Here is a 23950-nt window from a genome sequence, read left to right on the forward strand (position 1 = left end):
GCATGAACCCGCGACGCTTGCCACGCACACTTATCGATGGGAGACACGATGCGCGCAATCCGCTGCAACCAGTACGGCCCGCCTGAAACGCTGAGCATCGAAGAGTTGCCCGATCTCGTGCCGCAAGCCGGCCAGATCGCGATCGACGTGAAAGCGGCGAGCGTCAATTTCCCCGACGTGCTGATCATCCAGAACAAGTATCAGTTCAAGCCGCCCCTGCCCTTCACGCCCGGCGCGGAAGTGGCGGGCATCGTGCGCGCCGTCGGCGATGGCGTCACGCAGTTCCGGCCCGGCATGCGCGTGATCGCCTACACGCAGCAAGGCGGTTTCGCCGAGCAGGCCGTCGCCGACGCGGCCGCGTGCGTGCCGCTGCCCGACGACGCCGATCTCGAAACGGCCGCCGTCTTCACGCTTGCATACGGCACGTCGCATCACGCGGTGGTCGATCGCGCGGCGTTGAAAGCAGGCGAAACGATGCTCGTGCTCGGCGCGGCAGGCGGCGTCGGCCTCGCTGCCGTCGAAATCGGCAAGGCGCTCGGCGCGCGGGTGATCGCCGCGGCATCGAGCGACGAGAAACTCGCGATCTGCGTCGCGCACGGTGCGGACGCAACCATCAACTACGCGACGGAAGACCTGCGCGAGCGCATCAAGGCGCTCACGGACGGCAACGGCCCCGACGTGATTTACGACCCCGTCGGCGGCAGCTTCGCGGAACCCGCGTTTCGCAGCATCGGCTGGCGCGGGCGTTATCTCGTCGTCGGCTTCGCGAACGGCGAGATTCCGAAGCTGCCGCTCAATCTCGCGCTGCTGAAAGGCGCGAGCATCGTCGGCGTGTTCTGGGGCGATTTCGCGCGACGCGAACCGCAACGCAATGCGGCCGCCTTTCAGGAAATGCTCGGCTGGATTCGTGAATGCAAGCTCAAGCCGCTGGTGTCGGCGCGCTATCCGCTCGAAGACACGCCGCGCGCACTCAACGACATGGCGCAACGTCGCGTGCTCGGCAAGATCGTGATCACGCCCTGAGCTTCGTAAGCCCAGAATGTGAAAACGGCGCGTGGCCCTTGCAAGGCCACGCGCCGTTTTCTTATCCGCCGTGAAACGCGATCAGAGTTTTTCCGTCTCACCGCTCTTCGGCTGCCACTTCATCAGACGCTTCTCAAGTGCGCCGACGATCGCATCGAGTATCAGCGCAAAAGCCGTCAAGACGAGAATGCCGGCGAACACGGTGTTGATGTCGAACGTGCCTTCGGCCTGCAGAATCAGATAGCCGACGCCGCGCGCCGAGCCCAGATACTCGCCGACCACCGAGCCGACGAACGCCAGGCCGACGGACGTATGCAGGCTCGAAAACACCCAGCTCATCGCGCTCGGCAGATAGACGGCGCGCAGCAGCTGCTTGCGGTTCGCGCCGAGCATGCGCGCGTTTGCGAGCACGACGGGGCTCACTTCCTTCACGCCCTGATAGACGTTGAAGAACACGATAAAGAACACCAGCGTCACGCCGAGTGCGACCTTCGACCAGATGCCGAGCCCGAACCACACGCCGAAAATCGGCGCGAGAATCACGCGCGGCATCGAGTTCGCGGCCTTGATGTACGGATCGAACAGCGCGCTCGCGAGCGGCGACAGCGCGAGCCACAAACCGACGCCCAGCCCCAGCACCGTGCCGAGCGCGAATGCGAGCACCGTCTCGATCAGAGTGATCCACAGATGCAGATAAATCTCACCGGACGCGAACCATTCCCAGATTCGCACCAGCACTTTCTGAGGTTCACCGAAGAAGAACGCGGCCTTGTTCGGATCGTCGAAGTAGAACGCGGGGAGCAGCGTCGGGCTCGTCAGCACGTACCAGAGCACGAAGCACAGCACGAGCAGCAGCCATTGCCAGATCGCGAGGTTCGCGCGGTTGGGGCGCAATGCTTTCCACATCTCAGTTGCCCTCCGGCGCGACCGACAGTTGCTGTTGATATCCCTTCAAGACTTCATCGCGCAGCACGCTCCAGATTTGCGCATGCAGTTCGACGAAACGCGGATGCGTGCGCACTTCGGCGACGTCGCGCGGACGCGGCAGATCGATCTTGAACTCGCCGATGGGGTGCGTGCCCGGCCCCGCCGACAACACGACGACGCGATCCGACATCGCGATCGCCTCGTCCAGATCGTGCGTGATGAACAGCACGGCCTTGCGCTTCGCCGCCCACAGATCGAGCAGCTCGTTTTCCATCAGCTGGCGCGTCTGGATGTCGAGCGCGGAAAACGGCTCGTCCATCAGGATGATGTCGGGATCGAGAATCAGCGTCTGCGCCATCGCGACCCGCTTTCGCATGCCGCCCGACAATTGATGCGGATAACGGTCCCCGAAGCCGCCGAGGCCGACGCGCTTGAGCCACTCATCGGCGCGCGCAAGCGCTTCCGCGCGCGGCACGTTGTGGAACGACAGGCCGGCCAGCACGTTGTCGAGCGCCGAGCGCCACGGCATCAGCGCATCGGCCTGGAACATGTAGCCCGCGCGGCGGTTGATGCCCTTCAGCTTTTCGCCGAACACCGTCACCTCGCCCGACGACGGTTCGAGCAGTCCCGCGCCGACGTTCAGCAAGGTCGACTTGCCGCAGCCCGTCGGGCCGACGACGGACACGAACTCGCCCGGCGCGATGCGCAGCGTCGTGTCCTTGACGGCGGTGTAGCGTTGCCCGCGCTTCTCGCGCGACGCAAACGTGCAGGTGATGTTTTCGAGCGCCAGGGCGGCAACGGTCATCGTTCGGCTCGCTTTGTTTCGATGCTTCGGTGGTTCTGTGTGGAGGCGTTCGTGGCACGCGCGTGCGCATGCCATCGAACGCAAAGCCGGGCGAATGGCACCCGGCACGGTTCGCGATTTCAGTCGCGCAGGCGCGTTACGCCTTGACCGTCGCGAGCGCCTTCTTCACGAAGTCGTTCGTCCACGCCTTCGACAGATCGATCGTCTTGCCCTTCATCGTTTCGTCGAAAGCCTGCAGCGTTTTGAGTGAAGTCGCGGGCCCGTCGGCGGGCATCAGGCCGTCGGGCGACATCGCCTCTTTCACGTGCTGCCACGAATCCAGATACAGCGCGCGATCGCCGAGCAGATACGACTCCGGCACGGTGTTGATCAGCTCGGTGCCCGTCGCCGTCTGCAGCCACTTGAGCGCGCGCACCATCGCGTTGGTCAACGCCTGCGTCGTGTTCGGATTCTTGGTGATGAACGATTGCGACGCGTACAGGCAGCCGGCCGGCATGTTGCCGCCGAACACCGTGTGCGTGTCGTTGAGCGTGCGCGTATCCGACACGACGCGAATTTCGCCCGAACGCTCGAGCTTCGTCATCACCGGGTCGAGATTGGCGAGCGCGTCGATCTGGCCCGACTGCAGCGCGGCAATCGCGCCCGCACCCGCGCCGACGCCGATGAACGCGACATCCTTCGCGGTCAGCCCGGCTTTCGCGAGCACGAAGCTCGCCATGATCGACGTCGACGAACCGGGGGCCGTCACGCCGATCTTCTTGCCCTTCAGATCAGCGATCGACTTGTAGTTCGGCATCGTCTTCTTCGACACGGCCAGCACGATCTGCGGCGCGCGCCCTTGCAGCACGAATTCGCGGAAGTACTGGTTCTTCGCCTGCAAAAGAAGCGTGTGTTCGAACGCGCCGGACACGACGTCCGCGCTGCCGCCGACAGCCGCCTTCAACGCCTGCGAGCCGCCCGCGAAGTCGGAGATTTCGACTTCGAGCCCTTCGTCCTTGAAGAAATTGCGGCGCTCGGCGATGGTGAGCGGCAGATAGTAGAAAAGGTTTTTGCCGCCGACGGCGATCGCGACTTTCGACGTCTCCAGCTTGCTTTGTGCGAACACGAGCGGCGAGCCGACGAGCGATGCGCCTGCGAGTGCCGCCGAGCCTGCGAGGAAGCTTCTTCGTTGCATGGTCCTGTCTCCGGTTTTTTGTTCTGTTGCGGGCTGGTGCGCCCGTCTACGCGCCGTCTGCGCTAGTGTGCCCGTCCGTTACACGATCTGTTGCGCGTGCAACCTTGCGATGTGGTCCGCATCATAACCCAGCGTTTGCAGAACTTCATCCGTATGTTCACCCAGTTCCGGCCCCAGCCAGCGCGTCTCGCCGGGCGTCTCCGAGAGCTTCGGCGTGACGTTCGGCAGCGTGATGTCGCGGCCGTCCTGCCACTTGAACGTCTGGATCATCTGACGCGCGACGTATTGCGGATCGGTGAACATGTCGGCGACGCTGTAGATGCGGCCGACGGGCACGTCGGCGGCGTTGAGCACGTCGAGCGCTTCGTCGATCGTGCGGTCGGCGAGCCACGCGGCGATCGCGCCGTCGATTTCCTGCGTGCGCGGCACGCGGCCGTCGTTATGCGCGAGCGCGGGATCGTTGGCGAGATCGTCGCGATCGATTGCGATCATCAGCCGCCTGAAAATGGGATCGCTGTTGCCGCCGATCACAATGCTGCCGTCGCGGCACGGATACGTATTGGACGGCACGATGCCCGGCAGCGACGCGCCCGTGCGCTCGCGCACCATGCCGTACACGCCGTATTCGGGCACCACGCTTTCCATCATGTTGAAGACGGCTTCGTACAGCGCGACGTCGACGACCTGCCCTTTGCCGCCGTTCGCCTGCTTGTGATGCAGCGCCATCAGCGCGCCGATCACGCCATGCAGCGCCGCGATCGAATCGCCGATCGAAATGCCGATACGCGGCGGCGGCAGATCCGGATAGCCGGTGATGTGACGCAGCCCGCCCATCGATTCCGCGATCGCGCCGAAGCCCGGCCGGTCGCGATACGGCCCCGTCTGGCCATAGCCCGAAAGCCGCACCATCACGAGGCCTGGGTTTTCCGCCGACAGCACGTCGTAGCCGAGCCCGAGCTTTTCGAGCAGCCCTGGCCGGAAATTCTCGACGACGATATCCGCTTCCTTCGCGAGCTTGCGGACGATTTCCTTGCCTTCGTCGGCCTTGAGATTGATCGTCACCGACTTCTTGTTGCGCGCCTGCACGGCCCACCACAACGACGTGCCGCCCACCTCGGGATAGAGCTTGCGCCACTTGCGCAGCGGATCGCCGCCCTTCGGATCTTCGATCTTGATGACATCGGCACCGAACTCGCCGAGAAAGCGCGCGGCGAACGGGCCCGCGATCAGCGTGCCGAGTTCGAGCACCTTGACGCCCGCAAGCGGGCCTGCGGGTTTGCCGTTCTGCGTGGTGGAAGTCGATGCGCTCATGTGTCTCCTGATCTTGTTGTGTCGGACAGACCGCGTTCGCTGCGTGCAGATGCGCTACATCGTGCGTCTGTCGAGCATCGCGCGCGCGATCGTGCCCGCGTCGACATATTCGAGTTCGCCGCCGACAGGCACGCCGCGCGCCAGCCGCGTGACGGACAGGCCGCGCGCCTTGAGCGTCTGGCCGAGATAATGCGCGGTGGCTTCGCCTTCGTTGGTGAAGTTGGTCGCGAGCACGACTTCCTTGACGACGCCGTCTGTCGCGCGCTTCACGAGGCGGTCGAAATGGATTTCCTTCGGACCGATGCCGTCGAGCGGGCTGAGGCGCCCCATCAGCACGAAATACAGGCCGCGCCAGGTCATCGTCTGTTCGAGCATGATCTGGTCGGCGGGCGTTTCGACGACGCACAGCAAGGTCGGATCGCGCTCGGTGTCGCTGCAGACCTCGCAGATTTGCGCTTCCGTGAAGGTGTTGCACTTCTCACAGTGCTGAAGATGCTCGGTCGCGAACAGCAGCGAGCGACCGAGCTTTTCGGCGCCGTCGCGGTCATGCTGCATCAGGTGATACGCCATGCGCTGCGCGGACTTCGGACCGACGCCGGGCAGCGCGCGCAGCGCTTCGACGAGCGCCGACAAGGCGGAAGGTTGTTTCATGCTGGTACGGCGGCGTCGATCGGAGAGAGGTTGAATCGCGTGGTGTCGCGGCGCGTCGGGCCGCGCCGTTCGGTCATGAATGACCGACGCGCGGACATGACGTCATGCCCGCGCGCGACACATGCTGCGCGATTAGAACGGCAGTTTGAAGCCCGGCGGCAACGGCAGGCCGGACGTCATGCCGCCCATTTTTTCCTGCGCGGTGGCTTCCGCCTTGCGCACGGCGTCGTTGAACGCAGCAGCGACGAGGTCTTCGAGCATGTCCTTGTCGTCGGCGAGCAGGCTCGGATCGATCGACACGCGGCGCACGTCGTTCTTGCAGGTCATCGTCACCTTGACGAGGCCCGCGCCCGACTGCCCCTCGACTTCGATCTGCGCGAGTTGCTCCTGCATCTTCTTCATGTTCTCTTGCATCTGCTGGGCCTGCTTCATCAGCCCGGCGAGTTGGCCTTTCATCATGGACTTGCTCCTTCGTGATAGTTGATCGGTTGGGCGCGTGCGCGTCGGCGAAATGAGCGGCGCGCCCGGAAATCAGTGGGCCGCGCTCTGGCCGCCTTCGGCGCCCGGCATCAGCGGACGGACCGAGCCCGGCACGATGCTCGCGCCGAATTCGCGGATCAGCGACTGCACGAACGGATCGGAACCGATTTCGCGTTCGGCTTCCTGCTGGCGTTTGGCGCGCTCGATCGAATCGAGCACGGCGGCCGTGCGCTTGACGGGGCCGAGCTCGACCTGTACGTCGATCTCGGTGCCGAGGCGCTCGGCGAGCGCCGCCTTGAGCTTCGCGATTTGCGCGGGCTCCGTGTAAAGCTGGACCGCCACGTTGAGCTTCAGCGTCTTGCCGTTGACGGCCATCAGCTCGCTGTTGAAGGCGAGCTGATACGAGATGCCTTTCAGCGGCAACGTGACGGCAAGCGTCGGCCAGTCGCCGTCGAAGCCGATCTCGTTGAGCGGCACGGCGGGCGGCAGCGTACGGATGTCGACGGCGGGTGCGGCTGCGGGCGCGGACGCCTGGCTCCGGCCGACGAGCATGTCGTCGGGACCGCTGTCGAAGACGGGCACGAAGTTGTCGTCGGACGGCGCAAAGAACGCATCGTCCGACGATGCGGGCATGTAGTCGTCGGGCGGAATGTCTTCCCACGGCGGAACAGCCGATGCGCCCTGCGGCTGCGCGGCACGAGGCGTCGGCGTGCGTGCGGCGCTTTCCTGTTGCGCGGCGGCTGCGGCGCGGCGCGCGGGATCGGGCGTCGGCACGCGCACGGCGACGCGCGGCGCGGCCGATTTGGCGGGCGCTGCGGGCGTCGCGGCTGCCGCGGATGTGGATGCAGCCGAACGGCCGCGATCCGTCGAAACCTTATTGCCTGCGCTACGCAGCACGTCGAGCGCGGCGCTCGCACCGCCCGCGCGACGCGGCGCGGCTGCGGGCTGCGTAGGAATCTCGTCTCGCGGCGCTGGTTTTTCCTGGGGCTCCGACGACGCCTCGACGTTCGCGGACAACGGCGTCACGGCGTCATCGACAGGCGCGGCTTCGATTTCAAGTGCGACGGGATCCGCGACCTCAGGCGTCTCGCGGACAACTTGCGGCTGAACAGGCACCGGTTCGGCCTTCGGTGTCGGTACCGCGCGCGGCGCAGTTGCATCGCTCGCGCGAGCTTGCGGCGCAGCAGCGACGGGCGCACCCGTCGAGCGCTTCGCGCCCGCGGCAGGCACCGTCGAACGTCCAGCCGGCGTCACGCCCCCGCCTCCGCCGCCATTCGGTGCGGGTTCGAATGCGAGCATGCGCAGCAGCGTCATCGTGAAGCCGGCGTATTCGTCGGGCGCGAGACCCAGTTCGCTTCGGCCGATCGTCGCGATCTGATAGAACAGTTGCACCTGCTCGGGACTCAGCGCATCAGCGAAACGGCGCAGATCGCCGGCTTCCGGCCATTCTTCCAGCACCGACGACGGCGAGAACTGCGCCCACGCGATCTTGTGCAACAGGCTCGCGAGATCCTGCAGCGCCGTCGAGAACGACAGGCTGCGCAACGCCATCTCGTCGGCAACCGACAACACGGCTGTGCCGTCGCCCGCGACGAGCGCGTCGAGCAAACGGATCAGATAGCTTTGATCGAGCGCACCGAGCATGCCGCGCACGGCTTCTTCCGTAACCTGGTTCGCCGAATACGCAATAGCCTGATCGGTCAGCGACAGCGCATCGCGCATCGAACCGTCCGCGGCGCGCGCAAGCAGACGCAACGCCTGCGCTTCGTGCGGAATGTGCTCTTCGCCCAGAATGCGTTCGAGATGCGACACGATATGCCCTGCCGGCATCTGCTTCAGGTTGAACTGAAGACAGCGCGAGAGCACCGTGACGGGAATCTTTTGCGGATCGGTCGTGGCGAGGATGAACTTGACGTGCGGCGGCGGCTCTTCCAGCGTCTTCAACATTGCGTTGAATGCGTGGTTCGTCAGCATGTGCACTTCGTCGATCATGTAGACCTTGAAGCGCGCATCGACGGGCGCGTACACCGCGCGTTCCAGCAACGCAGCCATTTCGTCGACGCCGCGATTGCTCGCCGCGTCCATTTCGACGTAATCGACGAAGCGCCCTTCATCGATCTCTCGACACGCGCGACACACGCCGCAAGGCGTGGACGTGACGCCCGTCTCACAGTTGAGCGCCTTCGCGAAGATCCGCGACAGCGTCGTCTTGCCGACGCCCCGCGTGCCGGTAAACAGATAGGCGTGGTGCAGACGGCCGCCGTCGAGCGCGTGCGTGAGCGCGCGCACCACGTGCTCCTGTCCGACGAGCGAAGCGAAATCCTTCGGCCGCCATTTGCGTGCGAGAACTTGATAGGTCATCCGGAAATTGTATCAGCAACGCTGACGCGAAAAGACGAATCGATTGCGTGCCCGCGCAAGGCGCGACAACGCTTTGACGGTTCATTGTATTTCGCTAAGGAAGCGATAGAGGAACGCCGCGTTTCGACCGACGCTGATGAAGAATGAAACCGGGGAATGAGACAGAGAAAGACAGACAAGAAGAAAGGAAGGTGACGAGCCCGACCCTCGGCACTGGCGGAAAACGGCTGTGGCTGCTTCGTTCCCGACCTGACCAGGTTGACCGCCCCTCCATGCGAGGAGGCCCGTCACGACACATTCTAACATCGGTCGATCCGCCACGCGAGAGGCTCACGGAGAAAAGCTGAAGAAATCCTGCATGAGCCTTCATCGCCGCCCTCTTGTGTTCGCGCTCACGAACTCCAGATAGGTAGCGTAACGAGGGCGATGCCGCGCTCCGCATGTCGGAAGACAACCGGCCGATCAGGCAAGGCGCGGCACGAAACCCTACTGTCGGAATGCGTACTATCACGACGGGCAACGCATAGCAATTTAGGCTAAACTGACGTTCAAGTGATCCGCAAAGCCAAGCCAGCCCGCCCTCTCGAAGGTGTCCCCACGATACTTCCCGCGACGGCTTTCATGGTTTGTCCTGTGGCAAAGCGAACGGAAGGTTTTCTGATTTTGTTGTATCGTGGCGGGCATTCAAAGCAGGCCTCGAACCCAAAGAGGTATTCACACAAATGAGCGAACACATCAAGCATATTAGCGACGCGTCGTTTGAACAGGACGTCGTCAAATCCGACAAACCCGTGCTGCTCGACTTCTGGGCAGAATGGTGCGGCCCGTGCAAGATGATCGCGCCGATCCTCGACGAAGTTGCGAAGGACTACGCTGATCGCCTGCAGATCGCCAAGATCAATGTCGACGAACACCAATCCACGCCCGTCAAGTTCGGCGTGCGCGGCATCCCCACGCTGATTCTCTTCAAGAACGGCGCGGTCGCGGCACAGAAGGTCGGTGCATTGTCGAAGTCGCAGCTCACCGCATTCCTCGACGGCAACCTCTGATCTGCATACGCGGATAGCGCGCAAACTTTGCGCGCTGCCCGGCTCGCCGAAGTGCTTCGATGTGTCATGAAGTCGTGCATCGAGCGAGCCGCATGATTCTTGTTGTCGCCGGACAACATTGACAACAAGAATCATGCGTCGACACGAACCGGCCGCGCAGGCTGGTTTTGGCGTGTGCTATGCTAGAATCCATAAAACGTCGAAAAGACGAGTAAGTCCTTGAGCGGTTCCGCTCACTTCTCCTCCCAGATTTCATTTCAGGTCGCACCTTCTCTGCGGGTTCTCCGTATGCATTTATCCGAGCTTAAGACTCTGCACGTGTCCCAATTGATCGAGATGGCCAATGGCCTCGAGATCGAAAGTGCCAACCGCCTGCGCAAGCAGGAGTTGATGTTCGCCATTCTAAAAAAACGCGCCAAAACGGGCGAAACCATCTTCGGTGACGGCACGCTCGAAGTGCTGCCGGACGGCTTCGGTTTCCTGCGCTCGCCGGAAACCTCGTATCTCGCGAGCACGGACGACATCTACATCAGTCCGTCGCAGATCCGCCGCTTCAACCTGCATACGGGTGACACGATCGAAGGCGAAGTCCGCACGCCGAAGGACGGCGAGCGCTACTTCGCGCTGGTGAAGGTCGACAAGGTCAACGGCCAGCCGCCGGAAGCCTCGAAGCACAAGATCATGTTCGAGAACCTGACGCCGCTGCACCCGAACAAGGTGTTGCTGCTCGAACGTGAAATGCGTGGCGAAGAGAACGTCACGGGCCGCATCATCGACATGATCGCGCCCATCGGCAAAGGCCAGCGCGGCCTGCTCGTCGCGTCGCCGAAGTCCGGTAAGACCGTGATGCTTCAGCACATCGCGCATGCCATCAAGCAGAACCATCCGGACGTGATCCTGTTCGTGCTGCTGATCGACGAGCGTCCTGAAGAAGTGACGGAAATGCAGCGTTCGGTGGCGGGCGAAGTGATCGCGTCGACGTTCGACGAACCGGCCGCGCGTCACGTGCAGGTCGCCGAAATGGTGATCGAAAAGGCGAAGCGCCTCGTCGAAATGAAGAACGACGTCGTGATTCTGCTCGACTCGATCACGCGTCTCGCACGTGCGTACAACACGGTCGTGCCGGCGTCGGGCAAGGTGCTGACGGGCGGTGTCGATGCCAACGCGCTGCAGCGTCCGAAGCGCTTCTTCGGCGCGGCGCGCAATATCGAGGAAGGCGGTTCGCTGACCATCATCGGCACGGCGCTGATCGAAACGGGCAGCCGCATGGACGACGTGATCTACGAAGAGTTCAAGGGCACGGGCAACATGGAAGTGCACCTCGAACGCCGTCTCGCGGAAAAGCGCGTCTATCCGTCGATCAACCTGAACAAGTCCGGCACGCGTCGCGAAGAACTGCTGATCAAGCCCGAGATCCTGCAAAAGATCTGGGTGCTGCGCAAGTTCATCCACGACATGGACGAAGTCGAAGCCATGGAATTCCTGCTCGACAAGATCCGCCAGACGAAGAACAACGCCGAATTCTTCGACATGATGCGTCGCGGCGGCTAAGCGCCCCACTACGTTTCATCCGCGAAAACGCCTGCTGGAAAGCGGGCGTTTTTCTTTTGTGCGCTTCTTTTTTGCGCGCTTCGCTTCGCGCCTGCTCGTGGGCGAATGCCGAGCCGATACGTTTATCTATAATGCTTCACGCCGATCAGTGAAGCCGACATGCCCAACGCCGACTCTCCCACTCTGCTCACCGTGCGCGACGCCGCCGAGCGTCTGAACGTCACGCCACGCACGCTCAAATACTACGAAGAGCGCGGCCTCGTCACGCCCAGCCGCAGCGAAGGCCGCTATCGTCTTTACGACGAAGACGACCTCGAACGTTTCTCGCGCATCCTGCGTCTGCGGGCGCTCGGATTTTCGCTCGCGGGGATCACCGAAATGCTGAAGCGTCCGCTCGAAAACACGGAAAGCGGTCGACGCGGTTATTCGATGGAATCGTTGCAGCAGATACGCGACGGTCTCGCGCAGCAGGTCGAATCGCTCGATGCGCGGATCGAATCCGTGCAGCGCGAACTGAAGGAAGCGCAAAAGCTGAAAGCCGAACTGAGCGACGATCTCGATTACGTGCAGCGGCGTCTCGCGGGCGAAAGCGCCGACGATTTGATCCAGAAACGGCGCGCCGCAGCGGCCGCATCGAAACGCGGCGCGGGGAAAAGCACGAAGGCGTGAGCGACGTAATGCCGTTCCTCGCTTCGCGCGTTTAGAATCGTCCCGTTCCGCACGCCTCCTCGATCACACAAGCGAAGACCAACCACCGCGCGATGTTTTCGAAACTCACTCAATGGCTCGACACGCGCCGCCGCGACCGCGCGCTGCGCACCTACGCGATCGACGACGCGCTCTGGCAAGCGACGCTCGAAGGCTTGCCGTTTCTTTCCTGGCTCGCAGCCGCCGATCTTCAGCGGCTGCGCGACATGACGAGCCTCTTCATCGCGCAGAAAGAATTCTCGACGGCGCACGACCTCGAACTCACCGACCGGATCACCGTCGCGATCGCCGTTCAGGCCTGTTTGCCTGTGCTGAATCTCGGGCTTGAACTGTATCGCGGCTGGGTCGGCGTAATCGTCTATCCGGGCGAGTTCGTGATCCGCAAGACGGTCGAGGACGAAGACGGCGTCGTGCATGAAGTCGAGCACGATGCGAGCGGCGAAGCGTGGGAAGGCGGCCCCGTGATTCTCTCGTGGGAAGACGCGCAGATGACGGACGGCGCCGACGCGTACAACGTCGTGATACACGAGTTCGCGCACAAGATCGACATGGTGACGGGCGAAGCCGACGGCCACCCGCCGCTCTTTCGCAAGCTGCACGCGCCGCTCGATGCCGCGCAGTGGGCCGACGTGTTCGACCACGCATACGACCAGTTCTGCGCGAAAGTGGATGCGGTTCCCGACCGCCGATGGGCGCGCTTCGAGCGCGACTCGCTGATCGATCCGTACGCAACGGATCATCCTTCGGAATTTTTTGCCGTATGCAGCGAAGCGCTGTTCGTGAAGCCGCGCGAGTTCGAAGCGGAATACCCGGAGTTGTACCGGCTGCTCGCGCGCTATTACCGGCAGGACCCGGCGCGCACGGGAGCGCTCGATGGCGTCAAGCCGTAACCACGCGCCTCAGCGTGCGAAAAAACCTCCGCAAACCTCGTCAACCGTCTGATTTTCTGGCATAATCCCGGTTTTTCGACCTCAGGCAAGTGGCTCGCGGTTGCGGAATTCTCCGGCTCCCGGGTTGGCTACCGCCAGATTAAAGGAAAGACCATGAAAGAAGGCATTCACCCGAATTACCGCGAAGTCCTGTTCATCGACATGTCGAACGACTTCAAGTTCGTGACGCGCTCGACCATCCAGACGCGTGAAACGGCCGAATTCAACGGCAAGGAATATCCGCTGGCGAAGATCGAAGTCTCGTCGGAATCGCATCCGTTCTACACCGGCCAGCAAAAGATCATGGACACGGCAGGCCGCGTCGAGAAGTTCAACAAGAAGTTCGGCGCCCGCGCTTCGGGCAAGGCCGTGAAGTAATATCCCGTGCTGGCCCCGACTTGCGTCCGGGCCGATACGATGCAAAAAGGGCAGCGCGAGCTGCCCTTTTTTGTCTGTGCAAGGTTTGTGAACAAGACCGCGCGCCCCGCTTTCCCGCGTCCTGCCGGGTATCTGTCCGTAAGGCTGTCCGCAGGCGTCCTTGTGACGCGCACCGCGTCGCCCGTCTACAATGCCGCATGCCTGAATTTGCGACGCCTCCCGCGCTGCGCCAATAACTCACGGCTGCCGTCCGCGCAGCCCCACACGAACACCGCATGAGATCTGTCGTTCGCCTCACTGCTTCCGCCACCAGTGCACTGCCGCGCTGGCTGCTGCTTACCATCTGCGTCGTGTACGCGTCGTTCGGCCTGTTCGGACGCGACCCATGGAAGAACGAGGACGCAGCCGGCTTCGGCGTCATGTGGACGATGGCCAACGGTTCGCTGCACGACTGGCTACTGCCGAATCTGGTCGGCAAATACATGACGTCCGACGCGCCGCTCGGCTACTGGCTCGGCGCAAGCGCGATCCGCGTGCTCGATCCGCTCGTCGATGCGAGCAATGCATCGCGCGTATTCACGGGCCTGCTGTTCTGCGCGGCCTGTGCGTTCGTCTGGTACGCGGCGTATCTGCTCGGCCGCCGGCCCGAAGTGCAGCCATTCAAATATGCGTTCGGCGGCGAACCGGAACCGCGCGACTACGGCCGCACACTCGGCGACGGCGCGCTACTGATCCTGCTCGCGACCTTCGGTCTCGCCGAGCGCGGCCACGAAACCACGCCGCAGATTGCGCAGTTCGTCTGCGTGGCGATGCTCGTCTACGGCCTCGTGCGAATGATCGACAAGCCCGTCCAGGGCGCGCTGATCTGGGGCTGCGCGATCGGCCTCGTGACGCTCACGAGCAGTCCCGTGCTGGTCGGCGCGCTGCTGATCGGCACCTTCGCGATGATGGTTATCGTGCACGACACGCACTGGCGCACCTTGATGCTCGCGGGTTTGCCCGTTGCGCTGGCGCTGTCGGTCGTGTGGCCGCTCACGGCCATCGCGCTGTTCCCCGACGATGCCGTCTGGTTCCTGCATCAATGGATGCGCGGCAGCCTGCACACGTTCCAGGGCCCGTATGGTTCGACGCTGAAGTACGCCGTCAAGAACCTGCCGCTCTTCACCTGGCCCGCATGGCCGCTCGCGATCTGGGCGTGGTTCAGCTGGGCGGGCCTGCGCCGCGCGCCGCACGTCGCGATTCCGCTGTCGGTGATTGCGCCGCTGCTGATTCTCGTCGTGCTGCAAAGCCAGGGGACGAACCGCCTCTACATGCTGCTGACGCCCGCGCTCGCCGTGATCGCCGCCTTCGCGCTGCCGACGCTCAAGCGCGGCGCGATCAACGCAATCGACTGGTTCGCGGTGCTGAGCTTCACCGTGCTCGGCTCGTTCGTGTGGCTGGTCTGGCTCGCGGGCATGACGGGCTTTCCGCATCAGCTCGCGCGCAATCTGTCGCGTCTCGCGCCCGGCTTCACGCCGCAGTTCAAGATCCTGTCGTTCGTGTGCGCGGTCGCCGTGACTGTTTGCTGGTTCGCGCTGGTGCAGTGGCGCGTCGCGCGGCATCCGAAGGTACTGTGGCGCAGCGTCGTGCTGTCGAGCGCGGGAACGACGCTGATGTGGGTGCTGCTGATGACCCTGTGGCTGCCCGTCGTCAACTACAGCCGGACTTACAAGGACGTCGCGCAACAGATCGCCGCGCACCTCCCCGCCGATTACAACTGCATCTCGCCCGCACGTCTCGGCGACGCGCAGATCGCGACCTTCGCCTATTTCGGCGACATGCATTTTTCGTTCGATGAAGACTGCGACGTGATCCTGCGTCAGGACACGCAGGACTTCGGTGAACCGAGTTCGATGTCGAACTTCGTGTGGAAGCTCGTCTGGGAAGGGCGCCGCGTCGCCGACCGCGACGAACGCTTCCGCCTGTACGTGCGCATCGATCGTCCGACGCCGCCCGTCAAGCGCCGTCCGTGGCGGCCGAAGAAAAGCGGCTGACCATGTTCGCCGATGTGCGGAAAATCGCCGGGCTCGCGTGGCCCGTGCTGATCGGCCAGCTCGCGATCATCGCGTTCGGCGTGATGGATACGGCGATGGTCGGCCGCTTCTCGGCCACGGATCTTGCAGCGCTCGGCCTCGGCGCCTCGATCTATATCTCGGTGTACATCGGCCTGACGGGCATCCTGACGGCGCTGCAACCGATCGCCGGTCAGCTCTACGGCGCCGCGCGCTACGAGGAGATCGGCGAGGAAGTGCGCCAGGCGCTGTGGCTCGCGCTGGCGCTCGCCACGATCGGCTTTCTGATTCTCTACTTCCCTCACCCGCTGCTGCAGTTCGCGCGCGCCCCCGAGGCTCTGCGCGAACGCACGGTGTCGTATCTGCAGATACTCGCGTTCGGCTTGCCGGCGAGTCTCGCGTTTCGCGTCTATAGCTCGCTGACAAATGCCGTCGGCCAGCCGCGGCTCGTGATGATTCTGCAGATCGGCGCATTGCTGCTCAAAGTTCCGCTCAACCTGCTGCTGATTTTCGGCGCGCTCGGCGTGCCGGCGCTCGGCGGTCCGGGCGCTGCGCTCGCCAGCATTCTGATCAACTGGACACTCGCCGTCGTCGGCATGCTCGTGATGACGAAGCTCGACGTGTTCCGGCCGTTCGCGATCTTCCGGCACTTCTGCTGGCCCGTGTGGCGGCGTCAGGCGGCGCAGCTGAAACTCGGCGTGCCGATGGGGCTGTCGTATCTGATCGAAGTCACGTCGTACACCTTCATGGCGCTCTTCATCGCGCGCTTCGGCACGACGACGCTCGCCGGTCATCAGATCGCGGGCAATATCGGCGCGGTGCTGTACATGACGCCGCTGTCGATCGGGATTGCGACCTCGACGCTGGTCGCGCAGGCGCTCGGCGCGCATCGCTACGAAGCGGCGCGCACGCTCGCACGGCACGGCATCGCGATGGCCGTGGCGATCGCGTGCTGCTACGGCGTGATCGTGCTCGTGCTGCGGCCCGTCATCATTGCGGGCTACACGCCGAACGCGAACGTCGCGCAGGCAGCGATGCCGCTCGTGCTGATCGTCGTGTTCTATCACCTTTGCGATGCGCTGCAGATCACGTCGGCGTTCGTGCTGCGCGCGTATCGCGTGGCCGTCGTGCCGACCGTGATCTATGCCGTCGCGTTGTGGGGCGTCGGGCTCGGCGGCGGCTATGCACTCGGCTTCGATGTCTTCAGCTGGGTGCCCGAATCGTTCACGGGCGCACGCGGTTTCTGGCTCGCGAATACGGCGAGTCTGCTGATCGCGGGTATCGGCCTCGCGCTGTATTTGCGGCGAATCAGCGCGCGGTCGGTGCGGACGGGCGCCGTGCAGCAGGCCGATAGCGCGGCCTGAACCCGCTTCCGCTCGCCGACTTGCCACGCAAACCGACCACCTCCCCCTAAAGACTCGATGCTTGGAGCGGCCCACAACCGCCACTTGGGAAGTGGCCGTAAAAACAGACCGTTAGTTGCGATCGTAGATCACGCAGCAGCCTCCATCGCCTTTTCCTCATCGCGCCGTTCGAACACCTCACGCGCGGCAAACAGCGCATTCAGCGCCGCCGGAAAGCCCGCGTAGACGGCCATCTGCATGAACACCTCGACGATCTCGTCGCGCGTGCAGCCGACGTTCAGCGCCGCCTCGATATGCACCTTGAGTTGCGGCTGCGCGTTGCCGAGCGCGGCCAGCGCCGCGATTGTCGCGATTTCGCGTGCGCGCAGATCCAGTTGCGGCCGGTTGTACACATCGCCGAACGGAAATTCGATCAGGAGCCGCGCGAAGTCCGGCGCAATCGATGCGAGCGACGCGACCACCTTCTCCCCTGCCGTGCCGTCGATTTCCTTCAACTTTGCCCAGCCGCGTGCGTAGCGATCGTCGTGTGCGTGATTCATGGCGAGTCCTTTACGAATGAGTTGTCGGTATGTCGTGTCGATGCGATCTCACGCTCGGCCGCCTCGTAATGCTCGATCTTGTCGGTGATCGCGGCAAGGTTGGTCTGCAACTCGGCGATGCGCGCAAGCACGGCATCGCGATGCTCGATCAGCATCGCCTGCCGCGCGCCGAACGTCGCCTCGCCTTCGGCGCGCAACGCCGCGAACGCCTGCATGCCCGCGATCGGCATACCCGTCGCCTTGAGGCGCATCACGAACTGCAGCCAGTCGAGATCGGCGGGCGAATACAGACGATGCCCCGCGTCCGTGCGCCCCACGGGCCGCAGCAAACCGGCCTGCTCGTAGTAGCGCAGCGTATGCGTGGAGACGCCGCTCGACGCGGCGACCTGACCGATGGTGAGAGGTTTCGACATGACGGAACTCAGGTTAGGACTTCGAGTGAACTCTAAGTCAAGTGCTATCTGATGATGTACAGATGTCGGCGTCATCCTACCTGTGAAGCAGGTTGGGAACGTCGAAAGCGTCGGTTAGAATCGGCTGCCATCCGAAAGAAAAATGAAACCGGGAGCGCAGTCGATGCAGAGCGGCACCATCAATCGTCAACGGAAATGGGCGGCCGCAGCGGCTGCGATGCTCGGCGTTTTCATCACCCTCACCACGCTCACGTGGCGCGCGGATGCAGCACGCATCACGCAGGTTTCGCCGCAAGGCAAGGTCGCGCAGGTCCGGCAGGTCGTCGTCAAGTTCGACGAATCGATGGTCGCGTTCGGCGCGCCCGATCTGCCCGCGCCCGCGCGCATCAAGTGCAACGACGCGTCGGCGAGCGCCGGCCAGGCGCGCTGGATCGACGACAAGACCTGGGCGTGGGACTTCAATGCCGATCTGCCGCCCGGCGTCGCCTGTTCCGTCGATCTGAACGACGGCTTGAAGTCGTCGGCTGGCCATGCGTTGACGGGCCCGCGCCACTACGCGTTCGAAACGGGCGGCCCGTTCGTGCAGAACGTTCAGCCCTACGGCGGCGAAATCGAGGAAAACCAGGCGTTCGTCCTGCGTCTGAACGGCCCGGCGACGGATGCATCTGTGCAGCAGCACGTGTGGTGCGAATCGAGCGGACTCGGCAACCGGATTCCCGTGAAGAACGTCGATGCCGCGACGCGCACTGAACTGCTCAAGCGTTTCCGTCTGCAAAAGGAAGCGGCGCGCGTGCTGACGCTGCAATGCCAGCAGGCGCTGCCGTCGGGTGCGAAGGCGCAGCTGGTGTATGGCAAGGGCGTCGCGAGTCCGAGCGGCATTGCGAACGACGTCGAACGCCGTTTCGATTTCAACGTGCGCGAACCGTTCGCCGCGAGCTTCAGTTGCGAGCGCGAGAACGCGAAGGCGCCCTGCACGCCTTTGCGGCCGCTACGCGTCCAGTTCAACGCGCCCATTCTGCGCACCGACGCCGAAAAGATCCGCATCAAGGGGCCGAACGGCGAGATCAAGCCGACCTTCTCGCCCGACGACAAAGACCCGCAAACCACGGCGATCGAATTCGCCGCGCCGCTGCCCGAGCGCGCCGACCTGAGCATCGAACTGCCGTCGAATCTGAAAGACGTCAGCGGCCGCGCGCTGACCAACGCGGACCTGTTCCCGCTCAAGACGACGACGGCGCCGCTGCCGCCGCTCGCGAAGTTTTCTTCGGGGACGTTCGGCATCGTCGAGCGTTTTGCGGAGCCGGACATGCCCGCGCTCGTGCCCGTCACGCTGCGCAATGTCGAAGCCGATCTGCATATCGCCGGACTGAACGCGGGCAACGCGCAGTTCACGAAGCTTCGCGTCGATGCCGACAGCGACATCCGCCGCTGGATGCGCAATGTCGATCGCTTCGACGGCTTCATGATGGATCGCCAGTCGATCAACCAGCAGATGCCGCAACTGCTCGCGCACAATCCGCATCCCGTGATCGTGCCGCGCAAGAGCGAAGACTCGGACCCAGCCGAAGACCGCAAGAATCCGTTGATCGACGTGCGCTCGCTGTCGTTGCTCGCGGGTCAAAAGAATGTCGAAACGCTCGCGCTGCCGAAAGCCGATCCGAAAACGTTGCGACCGTTCGAAGTGGTCGGCGTGCCTGTCACGAAGCCCGGTTTCTATGTGATCGAACTCGCGTCGCCCGCGCTCGGCGCATCGCTGCTCGGCAAGCAGGCGCCGATGTACGTGCGCACGGCGGTGCTCGTCACGAATCTCGGCGTGCACTTCAAACAGGGACGCGAAAACAGCGTCGTCTGGGTCACGACGCTCGACAAGGGCCAGCCCGTCCCGAACGCCGACGTGCACGTGAGCGACTGCAACGGCGACGAACTCGCGTCGGGCAAGACAGATGCGCACGGCGTGCTGACGATCAACCAGTCGCTGACGTCGCGCAGCGAGTGCAAGGACGAAAGCTTCGACGGCTTCTTCGTGTCGGCGCGTATCGACGATCCGAAGACGGGTCACGACATGGCGTTCGTGCGCTCCGACTGGAATCGCGGGATCGAAGCGTGGCGCTTCAACGTGCCGACGGATACGAGCATCGAGCAGTCCGTGCGCGCGCATACCGTGTTCGACCGGACGCTGCTGCGCGCGGGCGAAACGGTGTCGATGAAGCACATGATCCGTGTCGAGACGATGCACGGCCTCGCGTTTCCGAAGACGTATCCGACGCGCCTGACGATCCGTCATCTCGGCAGCGGGCAGACGTGGCACATGCCGTTGAAATGGGCCGCCGATCACACGTCGGATTCGACCTTTGCGATTCCGGCAGCGGCGAAGCTCGGCGAATACAGCGTGTCGCTGGATGACGGCGACGTGAATGCAACATCGAACGACACGAACGACAACAGCGACGACAACGAAGACAACTCCGCCGATTCCGCGCGCCACAGCTATTCGTCGGGCAGCTTCCGCGTCGAGGAATTCCGCCTGCCCGTGTTCAAAGGCACGATTGCCGTGCGCGACGAGAAAACGCATCCGCTCGTCGCCGCGAGCGAAGCGCCCGTCACGCTGCAAATCGACTATATGTCGGGCGGCGGCGCGTCGGGTCTGCCCGTGCAGGTCTCGGCGCTCATGAAGAGCACGACGCCCGCCTTCGCGGGCACGTATCCCGAGTTCAGTTTCGCGCCGTACAGGAAGCGCAACGAAGCGAACACCTCGTCTTCGGACGATGAAGAAAGCGAACAGTCCGCCGACGACGACACGTCGAAGCTGATCGCCGACAAGGAACCCGTCACGCTCGATCGCAACGGCGCGGGCAGCCTGACCTTGAAGAGCGTGCCGCAAGTCGACGCGCCGAAGCGTCTCGCGCTCGAAGCCACCTTTGCCGATCCGAACGGCGAAGTGCAGACGATCAGCGGCAACGCGACGCTCTGGCCCGCCGCCGTCGTCGCGGGCGTGAAGTCGGGGCAATGGGTGTCGGTGGGCAACTCGGTGCCCGTGAAGGCGCTCGCCGTCGATCTGCAAGGCAAGCCGCGCGCGGGCGTGCCGCTCGAAGTGCGCGGCATCGCGCGCATCACGATCACGTCGAGAAAGCGCATGGTCGGCGGCTTCTATGCGTACGACAACCACACCGAAACCAAAGACCTCGGCACGCTGTGCAGCGGCAAGAGCGACGACCACGGCCTGATGAGCTGCGACGCGAAGCTCAAGGAAGCGGGCAACGTCGATCTCGTCGTCACGGCGAAGGACGGTGACGGCCACGCATCGACGGCCACGACGTCCGTCTGGGTCACGCGCGAGGAAGACCTGTGGTTCGGCGGCGAGAACACCGACCGCATCGACGTGCTGCCCGAAAAGAGCGCGTACGAGCCGGGCGAAACGGCCCGCTTCCAGGTGCGCATGCCCTTCCGCTTCGCGACGGCGCTCGTGGCCGTCGAACGTGAAGGGATCGTCGAGACGCATGTCGTGAAGCTCGATGGCAAGGATCCGACCGTCGAACTGAAGGTGAACGAGGCCTGGGGGCCGAACGTGTATGTGTCGGTGCTCGCGCTGCGCGGACGCATCCGCGAGGTGCCGTGGTACTCGTTCTTCACGTGGGGCTGGAAGGCGCCGCTCGAATGGGCGCGCGCGTTCTGGTACGAAGGCCGGTACTACGAGGCGCCGACGCCGCTCGTCGATCTGTCGAAGCCCGCGTTCCGCTACGGTCTCGCCGAGATCAAGGTCGGCACGGCGGCGCACAAGCTCGCCGTCACGGTGACGCCGGACGCGAAGTCGTACACGGTGCGCGGCAAGGCGCATGTGAAGCTGCGCGTGCAGATGCCGGGCGGCAAGCCTGCGCCTGCGGGTACGCAAATCGCCGTGGCCGCCGTCGACGAAGCCCTGCTCGAACTGATGCCGAACAACAGCTGGGACGTGCTCGACGCGATGCTGCAACGGCGCGCGTACGGCGTCGAAACGGCGACCGCGCAGATGGAGATCGTCGGACGCCGACACTTCGGACGCAAGGCCGTGCCCGCGGGCGGCGGCGGCGGACACAGCTCGACGCGCGAACTGTTCGATACGCTCCTGCTGTGGAATCCGCGCGTGACGCTGGATGCCAACGGCGAAGCATCCGTCGACGTGCCGCTCAACGACGCGTTGACGAGCTTCCGAATCGTCGCGATTGCAGCCGTCGGCGACGGCACGTTCGGCACGGGCAGCACGTCGATCCGCAGCACGCAGGATCTGCAGCTGATCTCCGGACTGCCGCCGCTCGTGCGCGAAGGCGACCAGTTCCGCGCGCAGTTCACGGTGCGCAACACGACGACGCGTGCGATGAAAGTCGTTGTCACGCCGAACGTGCCGGGGCTGTCGCTGCAGGCGCAAACAGTGGATGTCGCCGCCGATTCGGCACGCGAAGTCGCGTGGAACGTATCGCCGCCCGATGGACTTTCCGAAGCCACGCCCGCCGCGTTGACCTGGAACATCGGCGCCGCCGAACAAGGCGCATCGCACGCGACCGACGCGCTCAAGATCACGCAGCGCGTGACGGCCGCCATCCCCATCACCGTGCAGCAGGCGACGCTCACGCAAGTCGACGGCTCGTTCTCGCTGCACGTCGCCGCGCCGCCGGACGCGACCGCGACGCAAGCGGGTGCATTGCGCGGCGGCATCGCGGTGTCGCTGCAATCGAAGCTGTCGGACGGCATGCCGGGCGTGCGCCGCTGGTTCGAACGCTACCCGTATAGCTGCCTCGAACAGCAGACTTCCGTGGCACTCGGTCTGCGCGACGCAACACGCTGGCAAGGCGTGCTCGCGCGCATGCCCGTCTATTTCGACAAGGACGGTCTCGCGAACTACTTCCCGCCCGGCGACGACAGCGGCAACACAGGCAGCACGACGCTGACGGCCTATCTGCTCTCCGTCACCGACGAAGCCGCGAAGCTCGATCCGCGCTTCGCGCTACCCGACGATCTGCGCGCGAAGCTCGAAGGCGGCCTGATCAACTTCGTCGAAGGACGGCTCGAACGGAACATCTGGGCGCCGCGAAAGGATCTCGATCTGCGCAAGCTCGCCGCGCTCGAAGCGCTGTCGCGGCACGGCGCCGCGCGCGCCAGCATGCTCGGTTCGATCGAAATCGCGCCGAACCAGTGGCCGACCTCGGCCGTGCTCGACTACTACGCGGTGCTGTCGCGCGTGAAGGACATTCCGCAGCGCGATGAGAAGCTCGCGCAGGTCGAACAGATCATCCGCTCGCGGCTCACGTATCAGGGCACGCGCCTCACGTTCTCGACGGCCGACAACGACGATCTGTGGTGGCTGATGTCGGGCACGGAAACGAACGCGGCGCGCACCGCGCTCACGTTCGTCGATGTACCGGGCTGGAAGGACGAGATGCCGCGTCTCGTCGCGGGGATGCTCGCGTTGCAGAAGAACGGCGCATGGCAGACGACGACGGCGAACCTGTGGGGCTCGATTGCCGTGCAGCGCTTCTCGCAGGTGTTCGAGAGCACGCCTGTAACGGGTCAGACGAAGCTGCAACTCGGCTCGACGGACAAGACGATTTCGTGGAACCAGCCCGCTTCCGCCGCCGCGAACTATGCGTCCGCCACAGCCATCACGAAGACCTCCGACACGCGCAGCCAGTTGTTGCCGTGGCCGCCCGAAACGCGCAGCGCGCCGGTGTCGCTGACACTGACGCACGACGGCACGGGCAAGCCGTGGGCGACTATCGAAAGCCTCGCGGCCGTCGCGCTGAAAGCACCGTTCGCGGCGGGCTACCGGATCACGAAGACCGTCACGCCCGTCGATCCCGCCGTCAAGGGCGTGAACACGCGCGGCGATATCGTGCGCGTGCACCTCGACATCGTCGCGCAGACGGACATGACGTGGGTCGTCGTCAACGATCCCGTGCCGGCGGGCGCGACGATCCTCGGCTCGGGCCTCGGCCGCGATTCGGAAGCAGCGACGCAAGGCGAGAAGTCGAAGGGCGAAGCGTGGCCGGCGTTCGTCGAGCGCGGCTTCGACGGCTATCGCGCGTACTACGATTACGTGCCGAAGGGCACCTTCTCGATCGAGTACACGGTGCGGCTGAACAACGTTGGCACGTTCGGTCTGCCGCCGACGCGCGTCGAAGCGCTCTACGCGCCGTCGACCTTCGGCGTGCTGCCGAATGCGCCCGTCGTCGTAAAACCGGCGACGGCGCCTGGCAAGTAACGAG

Annotated in this window: 18 protein-coding genes and 1 other RNA gene; 9 read left to right on the top strand and 10 right to left on the bottom strand. The window is 64.2% G+C overall.

From position 1 onward, the window contains the following. Window positions 1–48: 48 nt before the first annotated feature. Window positions 49–1023 carry an NADPH:quinone oxidoreductase family protein gene (locus tag QEN71_RS22260; protein WP_201652152.1) on the top strand — a complete coding sequence of 325 codons (975 nt, stop codon included), beginning with the start codon at window positions 49–51 and terminating at the stop codon, window positions 1021–1023. Between the two features lie 81 nt (window positions 1024–1104). On the opposite strand, the gene QEN71_RS22265 is transcribed toward QEN71_RS22260, so the two are convergent. From QEN71_RS22265 to ffs, 8 genes are all read right to left on the bottom strand, one after another. Further along, a complete protein-coding gene (locus QEN71_RS22265) occupies window positions 1105–1929 on the bottom strand; it encodes an ABC transporter permease (protein ID WP_201652150.1) in 825 nt (274 codons plus the stop codon). Window position 1930: 1 nt separating this feature from the next. Further along, window positions 1931–2755: an ABC transporter ATP-binding protein gene (locus QEN71_RS22270; protein WP_201652148.1), complete on the bottom strand. Its 825-nt coding sequence runs from the start codon at window positions 2753–2755 to the stop codon at window positions 1931–1933. 136 nt (window positions 2756–2891) lie between these two features. Then, a complete protein-coding gene (locus tag QEN71_RS22275; protein ID WP_201652146.1) occupies window positions 2892–3929 on the bottom strand; it encodes an ABC transporter substrate-binding protein in 1038 nt (345 codons plus the stop codon). A 78-nt stretch (window positions 3930–4007) separates the two neighbouring features. Beyond that, entirely contained in the window at window positions 4008–5240 is a 1233-nt protein-coding gene (locus QEN71_RS22280; RefSeq protein ID WP_201652144.1) for a CaiB/BaiF CoA transferase family protein, read from the bottom strand. A 54-nt stretch (window positions 5241–5294) separates the two neighbouring features. Beyond that, on the bottom strand, window positions 5295–5891 hold the full coding sequence (recR, locus tag QEN71_RS22285) for a recombination mediator RecR (RefSeq protein WP_201652142.1): 597 nt from the start codon (window positions 5889–5891) through the stop codon (window positions 5295–5297). 132 nt (window positions 5892–6023) lie between these two features. Next, a complete protein-coding gene (locus QEN71_RS22290) occupies window positions 6024–6350 on the bottom strand; it encodes a YbaB/EbfC family nucleoid-associated protein (protein WP_006048866.1) in 327 nt (108 codons plus the stop codon). A gap of 72 nt (window positions 6351–6422) precedes the next feature. Next, window positions 6423–8732: a DNA polymerase III subunit gamma/tau gene (locus QEN71_RS22295; RefSeq protein ID WP_201652139.1), complete on the bottom strand. Its 2310-nt coding sequence runs from the start codon at window positions 8730–8732 to the stop codon at window positions 6423–6425. Window positions 8733–8922: 190 nt separating this feature from the next. Beyond that, window positions 8923–9021, bottom strand: an RNA gene (gene ffs / locus QEN71_RS22300) — signal recognition particle sRNA small type. Window positions 9022–9454: 433 nt separating this feature from the next. Between ffs and trxA the strand changes: the two genes are divergently transcribed. The 7 genes from trxA (at window position 9455) to QEN71_RS22335 (ending at window position 16762) form a co-directional block, all read left to right on the top strand. After that, window positions 9455–9781, top strand: a complete 327-nt coding sequence (gene trxA, locus QEN71_RS22305; RefSeq protein WP_007586494.1) for a thioredoxin TrxA — start codon at window positions 9455–9457, stop codon at window positions 9779–9781. Window positions 9782–10069: 288 nt separating this feature from the next. Then, window positions 10070–11332, top strand: coding sequence for a transcription termination factor Rho (rho, locus tag QEN71_RS22310; RefSeq protein ID WP_012400357.1), 1263 nt, complete (start codon window positions 10070–10072; stop codon window positions 11330–11332). Window positions 11333–11491: 159 nt separating this feature from the next. Next, a complete protein-coding gene (locus QEN71_RS22315; protein WP_201652137.1) occupies window positions 11492–12001 on the top strand; it encodes a MerR family transcriptional regulator in 510 nt (169 codons plus the stop codon). Window positions 12002–12093: 92 nt separating this feature from the next. Then, the gene (locus QEN71_RS22320; RefSeq protein ID WP_201652135.1) at window positions 12094–12930 is read left to right on the top strand and encodes a M90 family metallopeptidase; all 837 of its coding nucleotides are present in this window, start codon (window positions 12094–12096) and stop codon (window positions 12928–12930) included. Between the two features lie 153 nt (window positions 12931–13083). After that, window positions 13084–13347 (top strand): type B 50S ribosomal protein L31, encoded by a 264-nt coding sequence (locus tag QEN71_RS22325; protein ID WP_028365113.1) that lies wholly within the window; start codon window positions 13084–13086, stop codon window positions 13345–13347. 275 nt (window positions 13348–13622) lie between these two features. Then, on the top strand, window positions 13623–15380 hold the full coding sequence (locus tag QEN71_RS22330; RefSeq protein ID WP_201652133.1) for an ArnT family glycosyltransferase: 1758 nt from the start codon (window positions 13623–13625) through the stop codon (window positions 15378–15380). A 2-nt stretch (window positions 15381–15382) separates the two neighbouring features. After that, window positions 15383–16762 (top strand): MATE family efflux transporter, encoded by a 1380-nt coding sequence (locus tag QEN71_RS22335; RefSeq protein ID WP_201652444.1) that lies wholly within the window; start codon window positions 15383–15385, stop codon window positions 16760–16762. 128 nt (window positions 16763–16890) lie between these two features. Here QEN71_RS22335 and QEN71_RS22340 read toward each other — a convergent pair whose 3' ends face one another. Both QEN71_RS22340 and QEN71_RS22345 read right to left on the bottom strand, forming a co-directional pair. Continuing rightward, window positions 16891–17301, bottom strand: coding sequence for a carboxymuconolactone decarboxylase family protein (locus tag QEN71_RS22340; protein WP_201652131.1), 411 nt, complete (start codon window positions 17299–17301; stop codon window positions 16891–16893). Continuing rightward, the gene (locus QEN71_RS22345; protein WP_201652129.1) at window positions 17298–17714 is read right to left on the bottom strand and encodes a MerR family transcriptional regulator; all 417 of its coding nucleotides are present in this window, start codon (window positions 17712–17714) and stop codon (window positions 17298–17300) included. Before QEN71_RS22345 ends, QEN71_RS22340 begins: the two co-directional genes overlap by 4 nt. 163 nt (window positions 17715–17877) lie before the next feature. Between QEN71_RS22345 and QEN71_RS22350 the strand changes: the two genes are divergently transcribed. Beyond that, window positions 17878–23946, top strand: a complete 6069-nt coding sequence (locus QEN71_RS22350) for an alpha-2-macroglobulin family protein (RefSeq protein WP_201652127.1) — start codon at window positions 17878–17880, stop codon at window positions 23944–23946. The last annotated feature ends 4 nt before the right edge of the window (window positions 23947–23950 follow it).

Source organism: Paraburkholderia sabiae, assembly GCF_030412785.1.
Taxonomy (GTDB): domain Bacteria; phylum Pseudomonadota; class Gammaproteobacteria; order Burkholderiales; family Burkholderiaceae; genus Paraburkholderia; species Paraburkholderia sabiae.

What these genes read in the sequence shown, in the direction of transcription:
- QEN71_RS22345 (WP_201652129.1), bottom strand. Translation starts at nt 17,714, where the DNA reads ATGTCGAAACCTCTCACCATCGGTCAGGTCGCCGCGTCGAGCGGCGTC.
- QEN71_RS22290 (WP_006048866.1), bottom strand. Translation starts at nt 6,350, where the DNA reads ATGATGAAAGGCCAACTCGCCGGGCTGATGAAGCAGGCCCAGCAGATG.
- QEN71_RS22270 (WP_201652148.1), bottom strand. Translation starts at nt 2,755, where the DNA reads ATGACCGTTGCCGCCCTGGCGCTCGAAAACATCACCTGCACGTTTGCG.
- QEN71_RS22335 (WP_201652444.1), top strand. Translation starts at nt 15,383, where the DNA reads ATGTTCGCCGATGTGCGGAAAATCGCCGGGCTCGCGTGGCCCGTGCTG.
- QEN71_RS22320 (WP_201652135.1), top strand. Translation starts at nt 12,094, where the DNA reads ATGTTTTCGAAACTCACTCAATGGCTCGACACGCGCCGCCGCGACCGC.
- QEN71_RS22350 (WP_201652127.1), top strand. Translation starts at nt 17,878, where the DNA reads ATGCAGAGCGGCACCATCAATCGTCAACGGAAATGGGCGGCCGCAGCG.
- QEN71_RS22295 (WP_201652139.1), bottom strand. Translation starts at nt 8,732, where the DNA reads ATGACCTATCAAGTTCTCGCACGCAAATGGCGGCCGAAGGATTTCGCT.
- QEN71_RS22340 (WP_201652131.1), bottom strand. Translation starts at nt 17,301, where the DNA reads ATGAATCACGCACACGACGATCGCTACGCACGCGGCTGGGCAAAGTTG.
- QEN71_RS22325 (WP_028365113.1), top strand. Translation starts at nt 13,084, where the DNA reads ATGAAAGAAGGCATTCACCCGAATTACCGCGAAGTCCTGTTCATCGAC.
- QEN71_RS22280 (WP_201652144.1), bottom strand. Translation starts at nt 5,240, where the DNA reads ATGAGCGCATCGACTTCCACCACGCAGAACGGCAAACCCGCAGGCCCG.
- trxA (WP_007586494.1), top strand. Translation starts at nt 9,455, where the DNA reads ATGAGCGAACACATCAAGCATATTAGCGACGCGTCGTTTGAACAGGAC.
- recR (WP_201652142.1), bottom strand. Translation starts at nt 5,891, where the DNA reads ATGAAACAACCTTCCGCCTTGTCGGCGCTCGTCGAAGCGCTGCGCGCG.
- QEN71_RS22315 (WP_201652137.1), top strand. Translation starts at nt 11,492, where the DNA reads ATGCCCAACGCCGACTCTCCCACTCTGCTCACCGTGCGCGACGCCGCC.
- rho (WP_012400357.1), top strand. Translation starts at nt 10,070, where the DNA reads ATGCATTTATCCGAGCTTAAGACTCTGCACGTGTCCCAATTGATCGAG.
- QEN71_RS22260 (WP_201652152.1), top strand. Translation starts at nt 49, where the DNA reads ATGCGCGCAATCCGCTGCAACCAGTACGGCCCGCCTGAAACGCTGAGC.
- QEN71_RS22330 (WP_201652133.1), top strand. Translation starts at nt 13,623, where the DNA reads ATGAGATCTGTCGTTCGCCTCACTGCTTCCGCCACCAGTGCACTGCCG.
- QEN71_RS22275 (WP_201652146.1), bottom strand. Translation starts at nt 3,929, where the DNA reads ATGCAACGAAGAAGCTTCCTCGCAGGCTCGGCGGCACTCGCAGGCGCA.
- QEN71_RS22265 (WP_201652150.1), bottom strand. Translation starts at nt 1,929, where the DNA reads ATGTGGAAAGCATTGCGCCCCAACCGCGCGAACCTCGCGATCTGGCAA.